Annotated in this window: 23 protein-coding genes and 3 tRNA genes; 12 read left to right on the top strand and 14 right to left on the bottom strand. The window is 53.9% G+C overall.

The features are described 5' to 3' along the window. Positions 1 to 783: 783 nt before the first annotated feature. A complete protein-coding gene (uspC, locus tag FHC52_RS06195; RefSeq protein ID WP_008500414.1) occupies positions 784 to 1212 on the top strand; it encodes a universal stress protein UspC in 429 nt (142 codons plus the stop codon). Between the two features lie 15 nt (positions 1213 to 1227). On the opposite strand, the gene otsA is transcribed toward uspC, so the two are convergent. The 5 genes from otsA to araF all read right to left on the bottom strand — a co-directional run bounded on the left by otsA (position 1228) and on the right by araF (position 7183). Next, positions 1228 to 2652 carry an alpha,alpha-trehalose-phosphate synthase gene (otsA, locus tag FHC52_RS06190; protein ID WP_021240457.1) on the bottom strand — a complete coding sequence of 475 codons (1425 nt, stop codon included), beginning with the start codon at positions 2650 to 2652 and terminating at the stop codon, positions 1228 to 1230. Beyond that, positions 2627 to 3430, bottom strand: a complete 804-nt coding sequence (gene otsB, locus FHC52_RS06185) for a trehalose-phosphatase (protein WP_025912276.1) — start codon at positions 3428 to 3430, stop codon at positions 2627 to 2629. Before otsB ends, otsA begins: the two co-directional genes overlap by 26 nt. Before the next feature lie 176 nt (positions 3431 to 3606). Continuing rightward, positions 3607 to 4596 carry an L-arabinose ABC transporter permease AraH gene (gene araH / locus FHC52_RS06180; protein ID WP_171843394.1) on the bottom strand — a complete coding sequence of 330 codons (990 nt, stop codon included), beginning with the start codon at positions 4594 to 4596 and terminating at the stop codon, positions 3607 to 3609. 11 nt (positions 4597 to 4607) lie between these two features. Continuing rightward, entirely contained in the window at positions 4608 to 6122 is a 1515-nt protein-coding gene (gene araG / locus FHC52_RS06175) for an L-arabinose ABC transporter ATP-binding protein AraG (RefSeq protein ID WP_008500410.1), read from the bottom strand. Between the two features lie 71 nt (positions 6123 to 6193). Next, positions 6194 to 7183, bottom strand: coding sequence for an arabinose ABC transporter substrate-binding protein AraF (gene araF / locus FHC52_RS06170; RefSeq protein WP_220419971.1), 990 nt, complete (start codon positions 7181 to 7183; stop codon positions 6194 to 6196). A 788-nt stretch (positions 7184 to 7971) separates the two neighbouring features. Here araF and FHC52_RS06165 point away from each other — a divergent pair. Together FHC52_RS06165 and FHC52_RS06160 are read left to right on the top strand one after the other, a co-directional pair. After that, positions 7972 to 8475, top strand: coding sequence for a non-heme ferritin-like protein (locus tag FHC52_RS06165; RefSeq protein WP_220419970.1), 504 nt, complete (start codon positions 7972 to 7974; stop codon positions 8473 to 8475). Positions 8476 to 8631: 156 nt separating this feature from the next. Then, positions 8632 to 9975, top strand: a complete 1344-nt coding sequence (locus FHC52_RS06160) for an anaerobic C4-dicarboxylate transporter (RefSeq protein ID WP_008500406.1) — start codon at positions 8632 to 8634, stop codon at positions 9973 to 9975. A 42-nt stretch (positions 9976 to 10017) separates the two neighbouring features. Here FHC52_RS06160 and FHC52_RS06155 read toward each other — a convergent pair whose 3' ends face one another. Next, complete coding sequence (locus FHC52_RS06155) at positions 10018 to 10269, bottom strand: DUF2766 family protein (RefSeq protein ID WP_008500405.1); 252 nt, start codon at positions 10267 to 10269, stop codon at positions 10018 to 10020. Between the two features lie 108 nt (positions 10270 to 10377). Then, the gene (gene azuC, locus FHC52_RS06150) at positions 10378 to 10461 is read right to left on the bottom strand and encodes a stress response protein AzuC (RefSeq protein WP_014884364.1); all 84 of its coding nucleotides are present in this window, start codon (positions 10459 to 10461) and stop codon (positions 10378 to 10380) included. A 234-nt stretch (positions 10462 to 10695) separates the two neighbouring features. On the opposite strand from azuC, the gene yecR reads away from it, so the two are divergent. Further along, the gene (gene yecR / locus FHC52_RS06145; protein ID WP_021240460.1) at positions 10696 to 11034 is read left to right on the top strand and encodes a YecR family lipoprotein; all 339 of its coding nucleotides are present in this window, start codon (positions 10696 to 10698) and stop codon (positions 11032 to 11034) included. A 203-nt stretch (positions 11035 to 11237) separates the two neighbouring features. Continuing rightward, positions 11238 to 11735, top strand: coding sequence for a non-heme ferritin (ftnA, locus tag FHC52_RS06140; RefSeq protein ID WP_008500403.1), 498 nt, complete (start codon positions 11238 to 11240; stop codon positions 11733 to 11735). A gap of 36 nt (positions 11736 to 11771) precedes the next feature. Here ftnA and FHC52_RS06135 read toward each other — a convergent pair whose 3' ends face one another. Continuing rightward, positions 11772 to 12113, bottom strand: coding sequence for a hypothetical protein (locus FHC52_RS06135; protein WP_045354288.1), 342 nt, complete (start codon positions 12111 to 12113; stop codon positions 11772 to 11774). A 229-nt stretch (positions 12114 to 12342) separates the two neighbouring features. Between FHC52_RS06135 and tyrP the strand changes: the two genes are divergently transcribed. Continuing rightward, positions 12343 to 13554 carry a tyrosine transporter TyrP gene (gene tyrP, locus FHC52_RS06130; protein WP_058653421.1) on the top strand — a complete coding sequence of 404 codons (1212 nt, stop codon included), beginning with the start codon at positions 12343 to 12345 and terminating at the stop codon, positions 13552 to 13554. A gap of 33 nt (positions 13555 to 13587) precedes the next feature. Here the strand turns inward: tyrP and FHC52_RS06125 are convergent, their stop codons facing one another. Then, positions 13588 to 14256: a YecA family protein gene (locus tag FHC52_RS06125; protein WP_023293977.1), complete on the bottom strand. Its 669-nt coding sequence runs from the start codon at positions 14254 to 14256 to the stop codon at positions 13588 to 13590. Between the two features lie 424 nt (positions 14257 to 14680). Between FHC52_RS06125 and FHC52_RS06120 the strand changes: the two genes are divergently transcribed. From FHC52_RS06120 to FHC52_RS06095, 6 genes are all read left to right on the top strand, one after another. Continuing rightward, positions 14681 to 15802 carry a branched-chain amino acid ABC transporter substrate-binding protein gene (locus tag FHC52_RS06120; protein ID WP_008500398.1) on the top strand — a complete coding sequence of 374 codons (1122 nt, stop codon included), beginning with the start codon at positions 14681 to 14683 and terminating at the stop codon, positions 15800 to 15802. A 99-nt stretch (positions 15803 to 15901) separates the two neighbouring features. After that, positions 15902 to 16816 carry an ABC transporter permease subunit gene (locus tag FHC52_RS06115; protein WP_008500397.1) on the top strand — a complete coding sequence of 305 codons (915 nt, stop codon included), beginning with the start codon at positions 15902 to 15904 and terminating at the stop codon, positions 16814 to 16816. 11 nt (positions 16817 to 16827) lie between these two features. Then, positions 16828 to 18102 carry a high-affinity branched-chain amino acid ABC transporter permease LivM gene (gene livM / locus FHC52_RS06110; RefSeq protein WP_049121416.1) on the top strand — a complete coding sequence of 425 codons (1275 nt, stop codon included), beginning with the start codon at positions 16828 to 16830 and terminating at the stop codon, positions 18100 to 18102. Continuing rightward, the gene (locus FHC52_RS06105) at positions 18099 to 18974 is read left to right on the top strand and encodes an ATP-binding cassette domain-containing protein (RefSeq protein WP_045410507.1); all 876 of its coding nucleotides are present in this window, start codon (positions 18099 to 18101) and stop codon (positions 18972 to 18974) included. The genes livM and FHC52_RS06105 overlap by 4 nt, the downstream gene beginning before the upstream one ends. Then, positions 18971 to 19687, top strand: a complete 717-nt coding sequence (locus FHC52_RS06100) for an ABC transporter ATP-binding protein (RefSeq protein ID WP_045410509.1) — start codon at positions 18971 to 18973, stop codon at positions 19685 to 19687. The genes FHC52_RS06105 and FHC52_RS06100 overlap by 4 nt, the downstream gene beginning before the upstream one ends. A 1-nt stretch (position 19688) precedes the next feature. Next, entirely contained in the window at positions 19689 to 19847 is a 159-nt protein-coding gene (locus FHC52_RS06095) for a hypothetical protein (protein ID WP_155267965.1), read from the top strand. Between the two features lie 119 nt (positions 19848 to 19966). Here FHC52_RS06095 and FHC52_RS06090 read toward each other — a convergent pair whose 3' ends face one another. From FHC52_RS06090 to pgsA, 5 genes are all read right to left on the bottom strand, one after another. Next, positions 19967 to 20644, bottom strand: coding sequence for a DUF2076 domain-containing protein (locus tag FHC52_RS06090; RefSeq protein WP_032652529.1), 678 nt, complete (start codon positions 20642 to 20644; stop codon positions 19967 to 19969). A gap of 302 nt (positions 20645 to 20946) precedes the next feature. After that, positions 20947 to 21033: transfer RNA gene (locus FHC52_RS06085), tRNA-Leu, on the bottom strand. 11 nt (positions 21034 to 21044) lie between these two features. Next, positions 21045 to 21118: transfer RNA gene (locus FHC52_RS06080), tRNA-Cys, on the bottom strand. A 46-nt stretch (positions 21119 to 21164) separates the two neighbouring features. Then, a tRNA-Gly gene (locus FHC52_RS06075) sits at positions 21165 to 21240 on the bottom strand. 152 nt (positions 21241 to 21392) lie between these two features. Next, a complete protein-coding gene (gene pgsA / locus FHC52_RS06070) occupies positions 21393 to 21941 on the bottom strand; it encodes a CDP-diacylglycerol--glycerol-3-phosphate 3-phosphatidyltransferase (RefSeq protein WP_008500348.1) in 549 nt (182 codons plus the stop codon). Positions 21942 to 21971: the final 30 nt, after the last annotated feature.

Genomic DNA, 21971 nt, shown 5'->3' with positions numbered 1-21971 from the left:
TTGCCCTAACAGGATCCCGGTCATCTCAAAATTGGTGTTAGTGTTAGACATATATTCAAGCCTATCTCTTATCTGGAGATACAGCTACTGTCTGGTGTTTCAGGGGGCTACATCATCGAAACGCGTAAGAGAGGAAACGCGAATGCGTCTTTTACATGTTTTATCATTTCTTACAAATAACTAAGATTTTTCCTAATTCGACGCAAACTCTACTCGTCAGTTTTGACACATACAATCCAGCCATCCTCAAATTTAAAAAAAATGTGATCTACGTCACACAATTTAAGTGAATATGACCCATAAATCCATCAGTATGACTTGTAATTTGTTCAATTATTAACCAATCGACACTGTTTTGTATTCTTAATTGACGAATACTCATGCAGAAGGGGGATCAGAACTGGCATGCAACGTGCTTTTCCTCGGGTGGACGTCGCGCGGAAACATTTACATCATTCACCCCTCCGGGAAACATTTTTCTTACTGTGAAAAAACATAGAGTTATGCAGGCAGCCCAAAAAAGATGTTTCAGAGCGTGATCATTCGAAATGATTTTGTAACGCATCAAAACGATTCAACAGTCAAGGCATAAAATTGTGTGATTTACGTTAAGTTGTTAATTTTTTTCATTTAGGCGCATTTTTCAGTTATTCTTCTTATAAGAATAATTAATGAATAATTATGATAAGCTTCACACTAATGTCGTAATCAGCCCTTGCAGAACCCGGAAAATCGCGGTAAAGGTGATCAAACGCTGTCAGTCAGACACCCAAGGAGTGCGCCATGAGTTACTCCCATCTACTTGTTTCTGTTGCCGTTTCCCCAGAAAGCCATCAACTCGTCGCCCGGGCAGTTTCCATTGCCAGACCTCACAATGCCCGCATCAGCCTCATCACGCTTGCGGCCGAACCCGAGATGTATAATCAGCTGGCTGCCCCCATGCTGGAGGATATTCGTGAGGTACTTCAGGAGGAAACGCAGCAATTTCTGCGCGAGCTGGTCGAAAAGGCACACTATCCTGTCTATGAAACCGTAATTGCGACAGGAGAACTTAATGCCCATATTCTCGACATGTGTCGTAAACAGAATATTGATTTAGTGATATGCGGGAATCATAACCACAGCTTTTTATCGCGCGCGGCCTGCGCGGCGAAATCCATTGTCGCATCAAGTCAGGTTGACGTGTTATTAGTGCCGCTTGGGGGGCGTTAACCCCCCAGGGAAATATCAGGCAAGTTTAGGGAAAGTTGCGATCTTTTTTTGTAAATCGCCTTCATGGCTTTGTGGGGCGATATCGCGGAGATCCTGAATAAAACGCGCCTGCCAGTGGTTAATATCGTTCTTCCGGATCGTCTCCATCATTTCAGCATGGCGGGAAATACGTTCCGTGAGCGGCATGGTCAGCGCGCGGTTCAGGGCATTCGCCACGTCATCGCGATCGTAAGGGTTAACGATAAGCGCCGACGTGAGCTCATTCGCGGCCCCGGCAAACTGGGAAAGCACCAGGACACCCGGATCGGCGGGGTCCTGCGCTGCCACATACTCTTTCGCGACCAGGTTCATCCCGTCGCGCAGCGGCGTCACCAGGCCGACGTCCGCGTAGCGGAAGACTTTCATCAGGATCTTGCGGTCGAAGTGCTGATTCAGATAAAACAGCGGCGTCCAGCCCAGTTGACCGTAACGGCCATTAATGCGCCCGGCTTCTGTCTCCAGCTGATGGCGAATGTCCTGATAGGCCTGAACCTCACCGCGCGACGTCGGCGCAATCTGGGTATAACGGATTTTACCGTGATGCTCCGGATATTTATCCAGCAGCGTTTCATACGCCAGGAAGCGTTCCGGCAGCCCTTTAGAATAATCAAGACGCTCGACCGAGAAGATATTTTTCACGTGCTTGAGTTCATTCTTAAGCTGCGCCAGCTTCGGCGGCAGCGGGCCGGAGGCCTGCTCCGCGATTTCGTCAGGTTCAATCCCTATTGGATACACTTCGGTGTGGAACGTTTTTCCCCACGCCGTATGGGTTTTCCCGCCTTTGGTCACCAGACGCGCTTTCCCTGACACGGAGTCCAGGAATGCCAGGCGGTCATTTTCCGTCTGGAAGCCCAGCAAATCGTAGTCACACAGCGCCTCCAGCAGCTCTTCATGCGGCGGCAGCGCGGTAAAAATTTCCGGCGTCGGGAACGGGATGTGCAGGAAGAAGCCAATCCGGTTATTCACTCCCCTCTTTCGCAGCTCTCTGGCGAACGGCAGCAGGTGATAATCGTGGATCCATAAAATATCGTCTTCCTCTATCAATGGCAGCAGTTTATCCGCCAGCAGCGCATTCACGCGCGCGTAGCCTTCGAAGGATTCACGCTGGAATTTGACCAGGTCAAGACGATAGTGAAACGCCGGCCACAGGACGGCATTCGAGAACTGCGAGTAATACTCGTCGTAGTCTTTCTCTTTCAGTGCAAACGACGCCCACGTGATGTTCCCGCGCGTCACTTTTTTGAGCGGTTTCTCTTCTTCACTGATTTCTCCGCTCCAGCCAAACCACAGCCCACCAGCGGCTTTCAAGGCACCTAACACCCCTACCGCCAGGCCACCCGCACTGGCTTTTTTATCATCAGGCGGTGCGATTCGGTTAGAGACGACGACTAAGCGACCCATAATGGTTTCCCCCTTTGTTTTGCGCTATTTGTTGTTGTTGCTGGTTAGCGATATCAGATACCCACTGCCAGACGCTGGCGACATCCGCCAGCCGCCATTCGGCGACAGTGTCACCAGGCCCTACCTTAACGGCGATCCCTCCGGCCTGATTAACCACACGGAACCCGGCCTCGTCGGTCAGGTCATCCCCAAAGAAAACAGGCGTCCGGCCCTTAAAAGGTGCCTCCGCCATAAATGCGGTGATGGCTGCGCCTTTATTAATCCCCTTCGGCTTTAACTCCACCACGCATTTGCCCGGCTGCAGCGCCAGCTGTGGATGCGCATCCGCAACCGTCTGAGCAAGCGCGAGCACGGCATCTCCGTGCTGCGGTGCCTGGCGATAATGCAGGGCAAAGGCCATGCCTTTGGCTTCCAGCTCGGTGCCAGGCAGGTCGGCCAGCGCAGCAGAGAGCCGCTTCTGGAGCGTTTGCGTAAGTGCGTCGGGGAGTGAAACGATATGCGTTTGATCATGGATGTCGCGGCGCTCCGCTCCGTGTACACCGGCCAGCGGAAAGTGGTATGGACTGGCGAGCAGATCCAGCTCGGCCATTGAGCGCCCTGATATCAATGCCAGTGCTCCCTCATTCATGAGCGAGAGCTGATGCAAATCCTGCAACACCGCCTCCGGAATAGACACCTGATCGGGGTGCGGTTTTATCCCGGCGAGCGTGCCGTCGAGATCAAAAAAGAAAGCATAATGTCCGGGCAGTACAGGCGGTGCGGTTAACAAGTCAGCCACCCTTTTCCTCCTTACGGTTGACGAGAGGTAAACGCCTTTACCTCTTTCATAGCCATGTAAGTATAGACAGTGTGACGTCGCTCGCCATTTGACAACCGCCCCGCCAGTTTTACTGGCGGGGCGGTGAAGGGGTCAACTATGGTTATAAGTTGAGCAATAAAAGAGGTGCAAAACGGTTACACGGTACGCTTCGCTTTTTGCTTGTAACGGTCGAAAATCACCGCTGCCAGCAGGATCAGACCACGCACCACGTACTGCGAGAACGGCGAAATATTCAGCAGGTTCATGGCGTTCTCTACCGTGCCCAAAATCAGTATACCGGCCACCACATATGAGATTTTTCCGATGCCTCCCTTGAGGGAAACGCCCCCTAACACGCAGGCCGAAATAACGATCAGCTCATAACCAATAGAGGTCATTGGCTGGCCGCTGGTCATACGCGACGCCAGAATAATCCCCGCCGCGGCAGAAACGAGCCCCGAGAGCACAAAGATAATAATCTTGGTGCGCACCACCGGCACCCCGGCCAGACGGGCGGCTTCTTCGTTACCGCCAATCGCCAGCGTATTACGGCCAAAGGTGGTCCGGTTAAGCAGGAAGCCGAACAGGATCAGGCAGGCCACGGTCAGCCAGATAGGCGCAGGCAGACCCAGCCAGTTGGCGTAACCCAGCGTAAAGAAGCGCTCGTCTTCAATCCCCACCGCTTTACCGTCGGAGATGATATAGGCCAGCCCGCGGACAATTTGCATTGTCGCAAGCGTCGTGATCAGGGCGTTAATCTTCAGGCGCGCGATAACAAAACCGTTCACCAGGCCGCTGATGACGCCGAGTAACAGACCGGCAAAAACGCCAATCCACAGGCTCTCCGTCATGTTGATCACCACGGCCGTCGTAACGCCTGCACAGGCAATCACCGACGCCACCGACAGGTCAAAATCGCCGGAGGCCAGACAGAACAGCATCCCGCAGGCCACCATCCCGGACATGGAGATGGCGAGACCCAGCCCCTTCATATTAATGAAGGTGGCAAAGTTGGGGACAAAGATCGCGCAGGCGACGAACAGTGCGGCAAACACCACCAGCATGCCGTACTGATCCCAGATACGCCCAACGCTCAACGCCGACTTCGACTTCGGCACTCCGGATGTAGTAACAGAGGACATCATTAACTCCTTACTCAGGCGACGGCCTGGCTAACTTTAGGCATGGCGAGGTTCAACGCCTGTTGTTCATTCGCCTGTTCATGAAGTAATTCGCCGGCAATTTCGCCTTCACGCATCACCACAATGCGGTCGGCCACGCCCAGCACCTCCGGCAGATCGCTGGAGGCGAAAAGCACCGCCACGCCGCGTTTTGCCAGCTCATAGATCACGTTATAAATCTCGTGTTTTGCCCCCACGTCGATACCGCGCGTCGGCTCATCCAGTAAGATGACCTTCATGTCCTCCGACAGCCAGCGGCCCAGAATGGCCTTCTGCTGGTTTCCGCCTGACAGATTCATGATCAGCTGTTCCGGACCCGGCGTTTTGATATTCAGTGAACGAATATGGTGGTCGGCATTGCTCGACTCCCAGCTATCGTTTATCAGGCAACCTGCGCGAATAAACTTACGGCGGGCGGAAATATTGATGTTGTCGCGTACCGAGTGCACCGGAATAATGCCCTCTGCTTTCCGGTCTTCCGGACAGAGCATCATTCCCGCCCCGATCGCGTGAGCCGGTTTCTGAATGTCTACCCGCTCGCCGTCAATGGAGACCTGCCCATCGGTAATACGGGTACCGCCGAACAGCCCTTTCATCAATTCGCTACGCCCCGCGCCTACCAGACCAAACAGGCCGACGATTTCACCGCTGCGTACGGATAACGAAATCGGCGTTCTGACGCCCGGCGCTTTTACGCTATCGAGGCGCAGACGCTCAGGGCCGTACTGGCGAGGCTGCCAGTGATAGATATCACCCAGATCGCGTCCGACCATCGCCTGAACAAGCTGGTCATGGTTCACCTGCGCCATGTCGGTAAAGGTGCGCACATAGCGTCCATCTTTAAACACGGTGATGGCATCGCTGAGAGCAAATATCTCTTCCATGCGGTGCGAAACGTACAAAATCGTCCGGCCTTCCTGACGCAATTCGCGGATCACGCGGAACAGATTTTCGATTTCACGCTTAGAGAGCGAACTGGTGGGTTCATCGAAGGCAATTATTCTGGCGTTACGCGCCAGCGCCTTGGCAATTTCAACCATCTGCCACTGGCCGATGGAGAGATATTTCAGCGGCGTCTGGGGATCGACGTCCAGCCCCAGGTGTTTTAGCTGCAGCCCCGCTTCATAATTAAGTAGCGAACGATTCACCACGCCGCCTTTGTGCGGGAGCTGTCCTAAATAGATGTTTTCCGCCACGGTCATCTCAGGGATGAGGTGCAGCTCCTGATAGATAATGGCCACCCCGGCATTGAGCGCCGCCGTGGTATCGGCAAAAGAGACCTCTTCGCCGCGGATCGCCAGCGTGCCGGTTGTTGGCGAGTAGTTGCCGCTGAGGATTTTCAACAGCGTGGATTTTCCCGCACCGTTTTCCCCCATCAGGGCGTGAACCTGGCCGGCATAGCAGTCGAAGCTGATATCGGTCAGCGCGTTCACACCGGGGAAGGTTTTCCCGATGCCGCGAAAAGAGAGATACGGATCAGACTGTCGCATAACGTCTCCGTGATTCCTGTAGTGTGTACGTCAGGCCCCTCATGCAGGATGAGGGGCACAATCACCGCGTATTACTTCCCGCCCAGTCCTTTTTTCGCCAGCTCCTCTTTGAAGTTGTCGCGGGTAATGAGCACCACGTCGGTCACTTCGGTAAATTTCGGCGGTTCAGCTCCTTTGGTGACCCAGTTGTAGAGCATCTCGCTGGATTTATAGCCGTGAACGTCCGGGCTTGGCAGCAGTGAGCCGTAGAAGCCGGTGGCCTGCGCTTTGGACAGCTCGCTGACGGCGTCAACGCCGTTGATACCAATCCCGATCACGTCAGGTGCCTTGAAGCCCTGACCTTCCGTCGCGCGCACGCCGCCCAGCACGGTGTTGTCGTTCATGCCGACCACCAGCCAGTGTTTGACCTCCGGATGCTGAACCAGCATGGAGTTGGCGGCGTCGAAAGCGCCCGGGATATCGTTAGATTTGGTGGGGACTTTGTAGATCTGTTTTTCCGGGAAGCCGGCCGCCTTCAGCGCGTCCATTGACCCGGTTGTACGACGACGCGCCGTGTCCAGCTCATCCGCTGTAATAGCCATCACTGCGGTCTCTTTGACGTCCCAGCCGCGTTTTTGCATCTCTTTATAGAGTTCCTGGCCCTGAAGTTCGCCGATTTTTGTCGCGGCCATCATGACCAGCGGGACGCTGTCCATCGGCTTGCCTTTGGCGTTCACGAACTGATCGTCAACGGCAATGACCTTCATGTCGTAACCGCGGGCTTTTGCCGCGATGGCCGAGCCCAGCTTTGGATCCGGCGTACAGATAACGAAACCTTTCGCACCGCTGGCCGCCAGGCTGTCGATGGCGTTCAGGGTTTTCTCACCGTCAGGCACGGCGATTTTAATCACTTCAAAACCTAAATCTTTCCCGGCCTTATCGGCGAATTTCCACTCCGTCTGGAACCAGGGCTCTTCGGGCTGTTTTACCAAAAAACCGAGCTTTAAATTCTCAGCAATAGCGGATTGTGACATAACGGCAGCCAGACCGATGGCCGCCAGCGCTTTAGTAAATTTGTGCATGGTAAACTCCAGCTTTAGCTTTCTTTTCTGTAGGGAATATGTGCGTGCTTCTTATTTAATCGGACTTAAAACAAGGCATTAGCGCTTACCTCGTTATAAGCGTTATTGCTGGTGATAGTTTTAGCGGGAAATTAATCATCCATAAGAGAGCCCCATCACACCGCAGAATTACAGTAATTGCGTACATAAATTCAGCGAAAAATGACATAAAAAAGGCAGTATTTGTCAGACAAATGAAATGAGGGTAAGCAGGATTATCCATAAGATTAGCTAAGATATCCCTGATGCCCCGGATCGGGCACGAGAACGCCGGACGTCAGAAAAGTGCAGTATGTTTTTCATCAAAAATGCCACACGCACTGAAAATTATTTACTCCACAGAATTTGATTTAGCGCAATTTTATTAATGCACCTGATATACGGAATAATTAATCCGTGATTCATTTTTTTACAGAGCATTATTCCGGTTTAATATTCGCGAAAGAGTAACAGCATATCTCTTCGATAAAAAATGTTGATTATCAGAGGATTATCTAAATACTGATCTATGGCGAGCTAATTGTATTTCTGTACTATATTAAAGTTTGTAATGTATGGTAAACACAGCCAATTTAAGAGTTTTCTTAGACCAAAGACAAGGGTATGCTTATTTATATCGAACACAGGAAGTGAATTTCGGTCGACTTCGTTTACTGCAGAAAGCGTATTTCTGCTCTTTTTCTTCGTACTTGCCTGGTGCTCAGGTTAAGCAACGGACATCACGTCCCACCGTCAATAAGGATATGAGTATGGCTACCCAAACGATGATGCAAAAACTTAACGCGCAGATGAACCTTGAGTTCTACGCCTCCAACCTGCACCTTCACTTAAGTGCCTGGTGCGCTGAGAATAGCCTCACGGGCTCTGCCACCTTCTTTCGCTCTCAGGCACAAAGTAACGTCACCCATATGATGCGCGTTTTTAACTTCCTGAAAGCTGCAGGGGCAAACCCTGTCGTTAAAGCCCTTGATGGGATAAACGAGAGCTACTCTTGTCTGGAAGAACTGTTTCAGAAAACGCTTGAAGATTATGAACAACGCTGCAGCACCCTCAACAAACTGGCCGATGAAGCCAAAGCGCAGCAGGACATTACGACGCTCAGATTCTTACGCGATATGGATAAAGAGCAGCAGCAGGATGGCCTGCTGCTGAAGACGCTGGCGGATGAGCTGCATAACGCGCAGCAGGCAGGCTTATGTCCTGAGCAAACCGACCGTCACCTGCTCGACATTGTGGCGGTGCAGCACCACTGAGTTTTTGGCCTGCTTCCGTCCCGGGGAGCAGGTCCCCTTCCCCTCTCCAACCTTCTGCTTTTGCTGAAATTTAACAAATCAGATCTGGCTCCCAATGATTAACCACACAACGTGTGATGATTTATTTAATTACATAATCATTGACGAGGGAGCATCATGATCACCATTGAGTTTGTTGTCATTCTCCTCTGCCTGCTGACGGGTACGCGTTTCGGCGGTATGGGGCTTGGGTTAATCAGCGGTATTGGTCTTTTTATTTTATGTTTCGTCTTTGGTCTGCAGCCGGGTAAACCGCCGGTTGACGTCATGCTGACCATCCTCGCGGTGATTGGCTGTGCCGCTACCCTGCAAACGGCGGGCGGTCTCAACGTGATGATGCAGTTTGCGGAACGTCTGCTGCGCAAACACCCGCAGCACATCACCCTGCTCGCCCCGTTTACCACCTGGATGCTGACCTTTCTGTGCGGCACCGGCCATGTGGTCTACACCATGTTCCCGATTATTGCGGATATCGCCCTGAAAAAAGGGATCCGCCCGGAGCGCCCTATGGCCGTGGCGTCGGTCGCGTCGCAGATGGCGATCACGGCCTCCCCCGTTTCCGTTGCCGTCGTGTCGCTGGTGTCCATCCTGGCAGCCCAGCATGGGATCGGCCACGCGTGGGGAATTCTGGAAATTCTCGCCGTGTCGGTTCCTGCTTCACTTTTCGGCGTGGCTATTGCTGCACTGTGGAGTTTACGCCGCGGGAAAGATTTGGCGGACGACATGGAGTTTCAGGAAAAGCTAAAAGATCCTAAGCAGCGCGAGTTTATCTATGGCGGAACAGAGACGTTAATGAATCAGCGTTTCCCAAAACAGGCCTACTGGTCCACGTGGATTTTCTTTGCCGGCATTGCCGTGGTCGTTCTGCTGGGGGCCTTCCCTGAGCTGCGCCCCGCCTTTGAACTGAAAGGCAAAATGACGGCGCTGTCGATGAACCTTGTCATCCAGATGATGATGCTAATTGCGGGTGCCGTGATGCTGATGGCCTGTAAGGTCAATGCCTCCGCGATTTCCAACGGCGCGGTGTTCAAGGCCGGTATGGTTGCGATCTTCTCGGTATTCGGCGTGGCGTGGATGAGCGATACCTTTTTCCAGGCACATCTCGACGAGTTAAAGCTGGCCCTGGAAGGCGTGGTGAAAAGCCACCCGTGGACATATGCGATTGTGCTGTTTCTGGTGTCAAAACTGGTGAACAGCCAGGCGGCGGCGCTGACGGCGGTTGCGCCGATGGGGTTGATGTTGGGCATCGACCCGAAAATGCTGATCGCCTTTTTCCCGGCGTCTTACGGCTATTTTGTCCTGCCGACCTATCCCAGCGATTTGGCCTGCATCGGCTTTGACCGGTCAGGCACGACCCGCATCGGTAAATTTATCATCAACCACAGCTTTATTTTGCCAGGGCTTATTGGGGTAAGCTGCGCGTGTGCCGCGAGCTACCTGCTGGTCCAGACGTTCTTCTGATAACATCAAAGGGCGACGCATGCCGTCGCCCATTTCCCTGCGTCAGTGGGACTCACCCTGCGGCGTGAATCGCAGCTCGATCAGCGCGATGGCCTTCTGGATCGCACGAAGCGTTACCGGGTCAGCGGCAGCAGGATGGCTGGCAAAATCGATGTTTTTCAGCTGGGTAGACATCTTCTCGCGCACTTCAACCGGCGCAATCACGTCCAGAACATCCAGGATTTGTTTGATAACCAGCTGGCAGGCGACAACGTCAGAGACCAGTTCCTGATCGGCGCTCAGGTTTTGTGACATGGGGTTTCTCCTTATTTAAAGGCCGCCATAGTATCAAAACACGCCCCCTGACATCTTCCCTTCAACGTCTGCAGGTATAAAAAAACCTGCCGAAGCAGGTTTTTTTTATCAGAACATGGCGCCCGGCGGCACGTCTTTGAACGTGCGGCAGTAATTGGCCCACATACTTTTCAGGATTTTGCGCAGTTTCACAGTGATGCTCCATCAACTTGTTATACAACTTTATCGTCAATGCGCCTATAATATGACCACCATCACAAAAATCAATGCTTTTGTGATAGAAATCACAATTTAATCAGAATGGGGTCTGATCGCGTTCACCATCAACCCGTTGCGAAGAGTGAGGGCAGATTGTCCGGCTATTCCAGCCATTGCGGCGGGCATCTGCGGGTACGATAACGTATTTCCATCCACTCAGAGCGAACCATGAAAAGAGTCATTGTAGCCGGCACACTCCTCCTGCTCGCGGGGTGCAGCATTAACCGCCAGGCTGAAGTCAGCAGCCTCGATGCGCCGAACGGCATCGTCCGCCTTAACTACGGTCAGGCAGCGCTGCAAAATGCGTATTCCGATGAGTATGTGAATAACGGTACGGCGGCAAAAGCGTGTCAGAGCATGGGGTACGCCACGGCCTCAGCCTATGGTCAGCCCATTAAAACCTGCACCCTCATTAGCGGCTCGTTGTGTCTGAACGAGAGCGTGACTATCCAGTATAAATGTATGGGTTATGCCGTGAACCCTAAGTCAAACAATCCGTGGTATTAATCCAGACTGCCAGCGCAGGCTGGCAGTTTATTTCATTACGAACAAAAACAATTCTCATTAATAAATGATAAAATCGCCAATGCGTTTTATTCCCATTCGTATTTTAAATAAATAAAATAAATATTTTACGTTTTGCAAATAATTAAATAACAAATTATAGTGTCGCTCATTGTGAACCAGAAATAATAACCCGGAGCGCCACCATGCTGAAAACTGAAATGATCGACAAGCTCAACGCACAAATGAATCTTGAGCTGTATTCATCCCTTCTCTACCAGCAGATGAGCGCCTGGTGCAGCTATCACAGCTTCGAAGGCGCTGCCGCGTTTCTGCGTCGTCACGCGCAGGAAGAGATGACGCACATGCAGCGTCTGTTTGATTATCTGACGGATACCGGCAGCCTGCCGCGCATTGAAACCGTGGCATCCCCATTTGCTGAATATAATTCTCTCGATGAACTGTTCCGCGCCACCTACGAGCACGAGCAGTTGATCACCCAGAAAATTAACGAACTGGTTCATGCCGCGATGACCAGCCAGGATTATCCAACCTTCAATTTCCTGCAGTGGTATGTCGCCGAACAGCATGAAGAAGAGAAGCTCTTTAAATCCGTGCTGGATAAATTATCTCTGGTGGGGAAATCAGGCGAAGGTCTTTACTTTATTGATAAAGAACTTTCCACGCTGGATACGCAGAATTAATTTCAGCGCGGTGCGGGTTCCCTGCACCGCGTTAATTTACATACACCCAGCGCAGCTGGTACAGCGCCAGTCGTGGGGATTCACGGCCTGGTAAAAATAGCGGTAGCTGGCCGTCTCCAGCGCAATACCCATCTCGAAAAACATATCCGTCAACCAGTCGACATTAGCTATGATCCACTCATCTTCCTGTAAGCCTTGTGCAAAGGTCTCATCCTCAGGATCAATAACCGAATAGATTCCCCAAGTGCCCATATCTTTTTCGCGGCGGGACTCCGGAAGTATCAGGGGCTGGTTCTGCCAGTGGATTATCCAGTGGCCATGGCACAACAGGTTGCCTCCACGGCTCCATGCCGCGGTAAAAGGATTCTCCTCCGCCATAAAACCCTCACTTTATTTGATAATTTATATTTATTGTTTACGTTACGCCGAAATGTTGCTCAGCAACATTGCCCTCATGTAGTAGGCGGACGCCTATAAAGGGTCAGAGGAACATTAATGTGTAAAACATTCATTACACCACTTGTAACGGTGATTTGACGAGTTACGGCTTTTCCCTTACTCTGCGCCGCAGATTTTGTCGCGGTTAAGAAGCGTTGTAGAGGAAAGCGTGAAAAACAGAACTCTGGGAAGTATTTTTATCGTCGCCGGAACGACGATTGGCGCAGGAATGCTGGCAATGCCTCTGGCAGCCGCGGGCGTGGGATTTGGCATGACCCTGCTGCTGCTGGGGACGCTCTGGGCGCTGATGTGCTACACCGCCCTGCTGTTGCTTGAGGTTTACCAGCATGTACCCGCCGATACCGGTCTGGGTTCCCTCGCGGCGCGCTACCTGGGACGCTACGGCCAGTGGATAACCGGCTTCAGCATGATGTTCCTGATGTACGCCCTGACCGCCGCCTACATCAGCGGGGCCGGGGAGCTGATCGCCTCCAGCGTTAACGACTGGTTTGGCTCTGACATTACCCCGGCGACGGGCGCCATCTTCTTTGCGCTCATCGGCGGCGGCGTGGTCTGCGTGGGAACGTCGCTGGTCGATCTGTTTAACCGTTTCCTGTTCAGCGCCAAAATTCTGTTCCTGATTGTCATGCTGGTCCTGTTGGCACCGCACGTGCACAAGGTCAACCTGCTGACGCTGCCGCTGGAAAAAGGGCTGGCGCTTTCCGCTATCCCGGTCATTTTCACCTCGTTTGGCTTCCACGGCAGCGTGCCGAGCATCGTCAGCTATATGAACGGCGATATTCGCAAGCTGCGCCGCGTCTTTGTTATCGGCAGCGCGATCCCGCTGATTGCCTACATTTTCTGGCAGCTGGTGACCCTGGGCAGCATCGACTCTTCAACCTTTATTGGCCTGATGGCACAGCACGCAGGCCTGAACGGTTTTCTACTGGCGCTGCGCGAGGTCGTCACCTCCCCGCACGTGGAGCTGGCGGTACACCTCTTTGCCGACCTGGCGCTGGCAACCTCGTTTCTGGGCGTGGCGCTTGGCCTGTTTGACTATCTGGCTGACCTGTTCCAGCGCCGCAATACCGCCGCAGGACGATTACAGACCGGGGCCATCACCTTCCTGCCGCCGCTGGCCTTTGCGCTGTTTTATCCACGCGGGTTTGTGATGGCGCTGGGGTATGCGGGGGTGGCGCTCTCGGTCCTTGCCCTGCTCCTCCCTTCCCTGCTGGCGTGGAAGAGCCGCCAGCAGCATCCGCAGCAGGGTTACCGCGTGGCGGGAGGAAAACCGCTGCTGTGCATTGTGTTTGGCTGTGGGGTGGTGATTATTCTGGTGCAGGTACTGATTGCGGCGGGAATGCTGCCGGAAGTGGGTTAATGAAAAAAGGGGCTGTCATCAGCCCCTTTTTTATCAGTGCAAACAGCAGCTCTTGAACTTCTTCCCGCTGCCGCAAGGACACGGATCGTTACGCCCAACCTTCGTGCCGTTCACCATCGGCTTCTTCACCTCCGGCTGCTGCGGATTGTTCACCCAGTAGTTATACAAGCGCAGCGCCGCAGGCTGAATACGTTCAATGCTGGCGGTATATTCTTCTTCGGTCAATTCATCCAGCTGGTCGCCGATCTCTTCGCTACCGTGCAGCGCAATCACATCCAGATCGGCCTTCAGCTCGTCCGGCAAGGCTGACCAGTCCGTCAGCGCCACGCCGCGCATGTAGCCGTAGCACCACTCTTCCACCACGGTATAGCTCTCACCGTCAATGTCGTTATAGCCAAACATCGGTTCAAACTGGTCCGGATATTCGCTCAGGCGCTCGGCAATATCGTTCATATGCTTAAAGCAAAGATCGATAAAACGGTTCATCTCGCGATCGTTTTTCCAGCGCGGAATGTATTTCTCGCCACCCCACACCGCCACCAGCCAGGTATCTGGCTCAACGACAACAGGACCGGAAAGCACTGCGGTAAACATGCCGTCCAGTTCAGACACGTCAAGCACGGACGCATCGTCATGACCGTAAGACATTAACGTCTCTTCAAGCCACGCCATTTCGCTTTCATTTAATGGGCCTTCAGTCATCGCTGACACTCCTGATAAAAAGGAAACGATCCTAACACATATCTCACGCCTCTCCGGGCTGAAGTTTAGGTCTTTATTGCTGCAAAAACGTGCAAATCGTGACCTTTGCACAACTTATGGGCTTTATTGTTAACGATATGTGATCTCCGCTGTAATTTCTTCTCCTCCCGCAAGGCGGCATAACGCGGCGCTCTATACTCAAACATGTCACAGGTCCGTCAATGGGTTAACCATTCTGGCAACGTTTTTGCTTAATGTTCTTCGCGCGACGCTGCGCAGGGAAACCTCGCCGTATATGCAGGATGCCGTCTGTATCTTGTTCGTTTAGTGCATTTTGTTCTTGCTCGTGTTTCGGATTGGCTGCGCCGCCGGGCGTTCGGGTTTACGCCGTGGTGCAAAAACCTCTTTGCTAAGGAACATAATAATGTCGCTGAAATTTATCAGAACTCCGCTTTCTCTCGTGTTGGCCGGTTGCCTGGTGACGGCGTTTTCCGCCAGGGCAGATATCGTGATTGGCGTGGCCGGGCCGTTCACGGGTCCTAATGCCACCTATGGCGATCAGTACTGGCACGGCGCAACGCAGGCCGCTGAAGACATTAACGCCGCCGGCGGCATTAACGGCGAGAAGATCAAACTGGTTCAGGGGGATGACGCCTGCGAGCCTAAGCAGGCGGTGGCGGTGGCCAACCGCTTAGTCGACCAGGATAAAGTCAACGCCGTGGTCGGTCATTTCTGCTCCTCTTCCACCATGCCCGCCTCCGAGGTTTACAGCGATGCGGGGATCATCGCTATTACCCCCGGTTCAACCAACCCGCTGATTACCGAACGCGGCATGAGCGACATGTTCCGCATGTGCGGCCGCGATGACCAGCAGGGCCAGGTGGCCAGCGACTTCATCATCGACAAGCTGAAAGCCAAACGGGTGGTGATTATTCACGATAAAGACACCTATGGTCAGGGCCTGGCTGACGCCACCAAAGCGGCGCTGGCGAAACGCGGGGTTCAGGATGTGATGTACGAGGGGTTATCCCGCGGTGAAAAAGACTTTAACGCGCTGGTCACTAAGATCGGCGCGCAAAAACCGGACGTCGTGTTCTTCGGGGGCTGTCATCCGGAAGCCGGCCCGCTGGTTCGCCAGATGCGTGAGCAGGGCGTGCAGGCGAAATTCTTCTCCGGGGACTGTATCGTCAACGAAGAGATGGTGACCGCGGCGGGCGGCCCGCAATATACCAATGGCATTTACATGACCTTCGGTAAAGATCCGCGCCTGATCCCGGACGGCAAAGCGGTAATCGAGAAATTCCGCGCCGGTAAATTCGAGCCGGAAGGTTACACCCTCTACTCCTACGCCTCGGTACAGGCGATTGCCGCGGCCTTCAAGGCCACCGGCGGCAAGGACTCTGCCAAAGCCAGCGAGTGGCTGAAGGCCAATTCCGTCGACACGGTGATGGGCAAAAAAGCCTGGGACAGCAAAGGCGATCTGAAAGTCTCTGACTACGTGGTTTACCAGTGGGACGACAAAGGAAAATATAAGGAAGTGGAGTAACGGGACGGAGTCACGCTCAACGTCGATGGGCTCGCCCGTCGGCGCGTAATAAACATCAGGCTGCGCGGCTCGCGCAGCCTATAAAACGAGCGCGCTAAAATGAGTACATTCTTCCTGCAACAGTTAATCAATGGCTTAACGCTGGGTTCCGTCTACGGCCTGATCGCCATCGGCTACACCATGGTGTACGGCATTATCGGCATGATTAATTTCGCCCACGGCGAAGTGTATATGATTTCCGCCTATCTCTGCGCCATTGGCCTGGCGCTGCTCTCGTTCTTCGGCCTGCAGTCCTTCCCGCTGCTGATCCTCGGCACGCTGGTGTTCACCATTGTGGTCACCGGGGTGTACGGCTGGACCATCGAGCGTATCGCCTATAAGCCGCTGCGCAACTCCACGCGCCTGGCACCGCTGATCTCCGCCATCGGGATATCGCTTATTCTGCAAAACTACGCGCAGCTGAGCCAGGGCCCGCGCCAGCAAGGGGTGCCAACCATGCTGGACGGCGTGATTCGCCTGCATCTGGGCGAAGGGTTCGTGCAGATAACCTACACCAAAGTGTTTATCCTGGTGGCCTCGTTTGCCGGCATGCTGGTGCTCACCTGGATAATCAACCGTACCCGGCTGGGGCGGATGTGCCGTGCGGTGCAGCAGGATCGCAAAATGGCCTCCATTCTGGGGATTAACACCGACCGGATTATTTCGCTGGTCTTCGTCATCGGCGCGGCGATGGCGGGCCTGGCGGGGGTGCTGATCACCATGAATTACGGCACCTTTGATTTCTACGTCGGGTTCGTGATCGGCATTAAAGCTTTCACGGCGGCGGTACTGGGCGGCATCGGTTCCCTCCCCGGCGCCATGCTCGGTGGCCTTATCCTGGGCGTGGCGGAAGCGCAGTTCTCGGGCATGGTGAACTCGGACTATAAAGATGTCTTCTCGTTTGGCCTGCTGGTGATGATCCTGATTTTCCGCCCTCAGGGGCTGCTCGGGCGCCCGATTGTGGCCAAAGTGTGAGGGAGATAATGATGACATCACACGGTTTTTCACTTAAACGCTGCATTCTGGATTCAATTTTTTCCGGGCTGATTGCGCTGATTATCTTCGGCCCCATTGCAGGCGTGGTGCTGGACGGGTACAGCTTTACCTTCGCCGGGCAGCGCCTGGCCTGGATGGTGGGCATTGTCATGGCGGGGCGTTTTCTGCTGAGCGCTTTTTTAGGTACCGCTGCCGGTGCTCGTTTCCAGGCGCGCTTCGAGGCCGATAGCGCGGGCGTATATGTCCGCCCCCCGGAATACAAAAGCCGCATGCGCTGGATTATTCCCCTGGTGATTACCCTTGCGATTTGCTTTCCGTTTGTCGCCACTAAATATGTGCTGACCGTCGCCATTCTGGGGCTGATCTACGTGCTTCTCGGTCTGGGGCTGAACATCGTCGTGGGCCTGGCCGGTCTGCTGGATCTGGGGTATGTTGCGTTCTATGCGATTGGTGCGTACGGCCTGGCGCTGGGATACCAGTATCTCGGCCTGGGCTTCTGGAGCATGCTGCCGCTCGCGGCAATCATGGCCGCTGCCGCAGGTGCCCTGCTCGGCTTCCCGGTACTGCGCATGCACGGTGACTATCTGGCCATCGTCACCCTCGGCTTCGGGGAGATCATTCGCCTGATACTGAACAACTGGCTGACCTTCACCGGCGGCCCCAACGGCGTGTCTGCCCCTCCCCCCACCTTTTTCGGTCTTGAGTTTGGGCGACGCGCAAAAGAAGGCGGCGTGCCCTTCCACGAGTTTTTCCACCTGACCTACAACCCGAACATGAAGTTTATCTTTATCTACGCGGTGCTGTTTCTGGTGGTGATGCTGGTGCTTTACATCAAGCACCGCCTGACGCGCATGCCGATTGGTCGGGCGTGGGAAGCCCTGCGCGAAGACGAAATTGCCTGCCGCTCAATGGGGTTAAATCATGTTCTGGTTAAGCTTTCCGCCTTTACGCTGGGCGCGTCCACCGCAGGCATTGCCGGGGTGTTCTTCGCCACCTATCAGGGGTTCGTGAATCCGACCTCCTTTACCTTCTTTGAATCGGCATTGATCCTCGCCATTGTGGTGCTGGGCGGGATGGGCTCGACGCTGGGCGTGGTGCTGGCCGCCTTTGTGCTCACGGTAACGCCGGAGCTGCTGCGCAGTTTTGCCGAGTACCGCGTCCTGCTGTTTGGCATGCTCATGGTGGTGATGATGATCTGGCGTCCACGCGGTTTGATCCGCATTAACCGCAGCGGGTTTGCCGTGCGTAAGGGCGTCGCACCATGAACGAAACGATATTACGCGTTGAGCATCTGATGATGCATTTTGGCGGGATTAAGGCGCTAAACGACGTCAACCTGGACGTGCAGCGCGGCTCCATTACCGCCCTGATTGGCCCCAACGGGGCGGGCAAAACAACCGTGTTTAACTGCCTGACGGGGTTCTACAGAGCCTCCGGCGGCAACATTTTGTTTAATACCCGCCATAAAACGACCAACGTGATTCAGGTCCTCGGGCAAAAATTCCAGCCCGGCGACTGGATTAACCCCGCGCAGTTCGGGCAGCGTCTTTTCTACAAAATGTTCGGCGGAACCCACCTGGTCAACCGTGCCGGGCTGGCGCGCACGTTTCAAAATATCCGCCTTTTTCGCGAGATGTCGGTCGTGGAAAACCTGCTGGTCGCGCAGCATATGCGCGTTAACCGTAATCTGCTCGCCGGGATCTTAAATACGCCGGCATACCGGCGGGCGGAAAGCGACGCCCTGGACAGAGCCTTTTACTGGCTGGAAGTGGTGGATCTGGTGGAGTGCGCCAATCGCCTGGCGGGAGAGATGTCATATGGCCAGCAGCGGCGACTGGAAATCGCGCGGGCAATGTGTACCGGGCCGGAAATGATCTGTCTGGATGAACCCGCCGCCGGGCTTAATCCGGTTGAAACGCACAAGCTGAGCGGCATTATTCGCTTTCTGCGGGATCATCACGACATCACGGTATTGCTAATTGAGCATGATATGGGGATGGTGATGGACATTTCGGACGACATTATCGTGCTCGACCACGGCGATGTGATTGCCAGGGGGAAACCCGAGCAGATCCAGCATGATGAAAAGGTCATTGCCGCCTACCTGGGCACGGATGAAAGCGAGGTCACCCTATGAGCGAACCGCTGCTGGCTTTTCGCGATGTGGATGTGTTTTACGGCGTCATTCAGGCGCTGAAGCAGGTCTCTCTTGAGGTGAATAAGGGGGAAACCGTGGCGCTGATTGGCGCAAACGGTGCGGGTAAATCGACATTGCTGATGTCCATCTTCGGCCAGCCCCGTATACGCAGCGGGCAGATCCTGTTCTGTGGTGAAGACATCAGCCATCAATCCACCCACTACGTTGCGTCCGGCGGCATTGCGCAGGCACCGGAAGGCAGACGTATCTTCCCGGATATGACCGTTGAAGAGAACCTGCTGATGGGGACCATTCCCATCGGCAATCAGTTTGCGGCTGAAGATATGCAAACCATGTTCGACCTTTTCCCTCGCCTTAAAGAGCGACGTAAACAGCGCGCGATGACCATGTCCGGCGGAGAACAGCAGATGCTGGCGATCGCCCGGGCGCTAATGAGCCGTCCGAAGCTGCTGCTTCTGGATGAGCCCAGCCTGGGCTTAGCCCCGATTGTGGTGAAGCAGATCTTCCAGACGCTGCGCGAGCTGGCCCGCAGCGGTATGACCATTTTTCTGGTGGAGCAGAATGCGCACCATGCGTTGAAGCTGTCTGACCGCGGGTATGTGATGGTGAACGGACAGATCCGGCTGAGCGGCAGCGGTGAGGAATTGCTGGGGAATCAGGAGGTGAGGAAGGCTTATTTGGGCGGGGTGTGATGTGACACCTGCCGAATGGGCTTATGCCGTGATGGATCATTTCGGCACATACGGGATAGATGAACTGGAGGATACGTTAGTCGATATCGCCTTATTATTTGGATTGCTTCCGGCAATTCTTACAGGTTTGTTAGTAAGAAAAATAGTAAAAAGAATGTGATTTATGAGCCTTCAGGCTTAGCCTCAAAGGTTTTTTTGATCCAGAAACGCAAAACCCCTAATCGTTGGATACCCAACTTTCGGGGTTCACTTCATTTCGGTAGTTTCACGATAACGTCGTTAAATAAAACTGTCGTCGTCATTGCTGTAGTCGTCATCTACAACGTCGTTCTGCCAGATGTCGTTATTACTGCCGAACGGATCGTTCTGGTTGAGGAAACGGGTGTCAGAGACGTTATTAACATCGCCGTATTGATTACCGACAAACGGTTCACCACCGACGGGCATTGTCGGCTCTTCGATGATGTTCACGATCTCTTCCGGCCGCGACTGATGGAACATGCTGGTAAGCATCTCAGCAAGCGCGATGCCACCGGCCACGCCAGCCGCTGTCTGGAGCGCGCCAGCCATAAAACCACCGCCGCGAGTAGCTGACGCTGGCGCCCGAGAGTAATCCTGCGCCGGCGGCTGTTGCGGCTGGGCATTCCAGCTGTTGTCTGGCTGCGGGTTACTTTTCCCGCCACCAAACAGGCCGCCGAGGAAACTGCCGCCCGTCGAGGGTTTGCTTTTTTGCGCGGCTAATTCGCTTTCAAGCTCCTGAACCCGGGCCTGCAGACGTTTCAGCGCCGCTTCCTGAATCAAAATCGACTGCGCCATATAGTAGGGGGCCGCAGGCTGCTGTCTGACAAATTCAGCGATCTGACGCTCCGCATCTGCATCCCGTTGGCTGTTTTGTTGTCCGGCCTGTTTAAGACGCTCGAAAAGGCCGTTGATAAGCTGCTGTTCTTCATATTGCATGACAATAACCTTCCGCTCTCCAGGGTGGATACCAACCAGTTTATCAGCGGCGGCAACCTGTGTCTGGCGAGTGAAATGTTTGTTTAAGATTGGTTGCAGGTTAGCTGACAATCGCCCTGCTTTCCGGGCTTGATATTAGAGAGTCAGGCTTAACGTTCTGGTATGGCAGCAAATTTCCGGGCACAGCACGATCGTGATGACGATGAGATGCGCTCACTTCGCGCTAAGCCAGAGGCACAAAAAAACCACCTTTCGGTGGTTTCACGACACTGCTTATTGCTTTGATTATTCTTTGTTTCCCATGGTAGCCGGAGTGGGACTTGAACCCACACAGCGCGAACGCCGAGGGATTTTAAATCCCTTGTGTCTACCGATTCCACCATCCGGCCAGGGAAGAAAGTGGAGGCGCGTTCCGGAGTCGAACCGGACTAGACGGATTTGCAATCCGCTACATAACCGCTTTGCTAACGCGCCGTAAAACTTTTCAAACTGACACCCGCTGTTGCGCATGTCTTTAATCTGGAGCGGGAAACGAGACTCGAACTCGCGACCCCGACCTTGGCAAGGTCGTGCTCTACCAACTGAGCTATTCCCGCATGTCATCAAGTAAATGTCTAACCACTTGATTTCATTATCGTCCGGCTTGCTGTGCCGCCGTTCGATGCGTTGCATTCTACTGATATGACGTTATGAGTCAACGTTATTTTTTGCATCCCCGGATCGTTTGCTGAAAATTACGTCGAAACGATCACTGATCAAGCAAATCCCCGCGCGCAGCGTTCAAATATTGCAGCATGGACCACAGCGTCAGCACTGCCGCCACCCACAGGAGGCCAATCCCCGCCCACTCAACCCAGGCGTTCGGACGCCACAGCATCCAGACCAGCGCCGCCATCTGCGCCGTCGTTTTCACTTTACCAATCCAGGAAACCGCCACGCTGCTGCGTTTCCCCAGTTCCGCCATCCATTCGCGCAGCGCAGAGATAATAATCTCACGGCCGATCATGGTTGCCGCAGGCAGCGTCACCCACCAGGTATGATAGTGCTCAGCCACCAGCACCATCGCAATCGCGACCATCACTTTATCCGCCACCGGATCGAGGAAGGCACCGAAACGGGTGCTTTGATTCCAGCGGCGCGCCAGGTAGCCATCAAACCAGTCTGTTACCGCTGCAATAAGGAAGATCAATGCGCAGGCAAAGGGTGCCCAGACAACCGGCAGGTAAAACGCCAGCACAAAGAACGGGATGAGTACGACACGAAAAAGAGTGAGCAACGTAGGGATGTTATATTGCATAGTGACGGTAACTATTTGTTGTCAGTAAAA

Source organism: Enterobacter sp. EC_64 (assembly GCF_019584165.1).
GTDB lineage: Bacteria > Pseudomonadota > Gammaproteobacteria > Enterobacterales > Enterobacteriaceae > Enterobacter > Enterobacter roggenkampii.
Note: the sequence above shows the minus strand (reverse complement) of the source record. Positions and strands in the feature narration are given on the sequence as shown.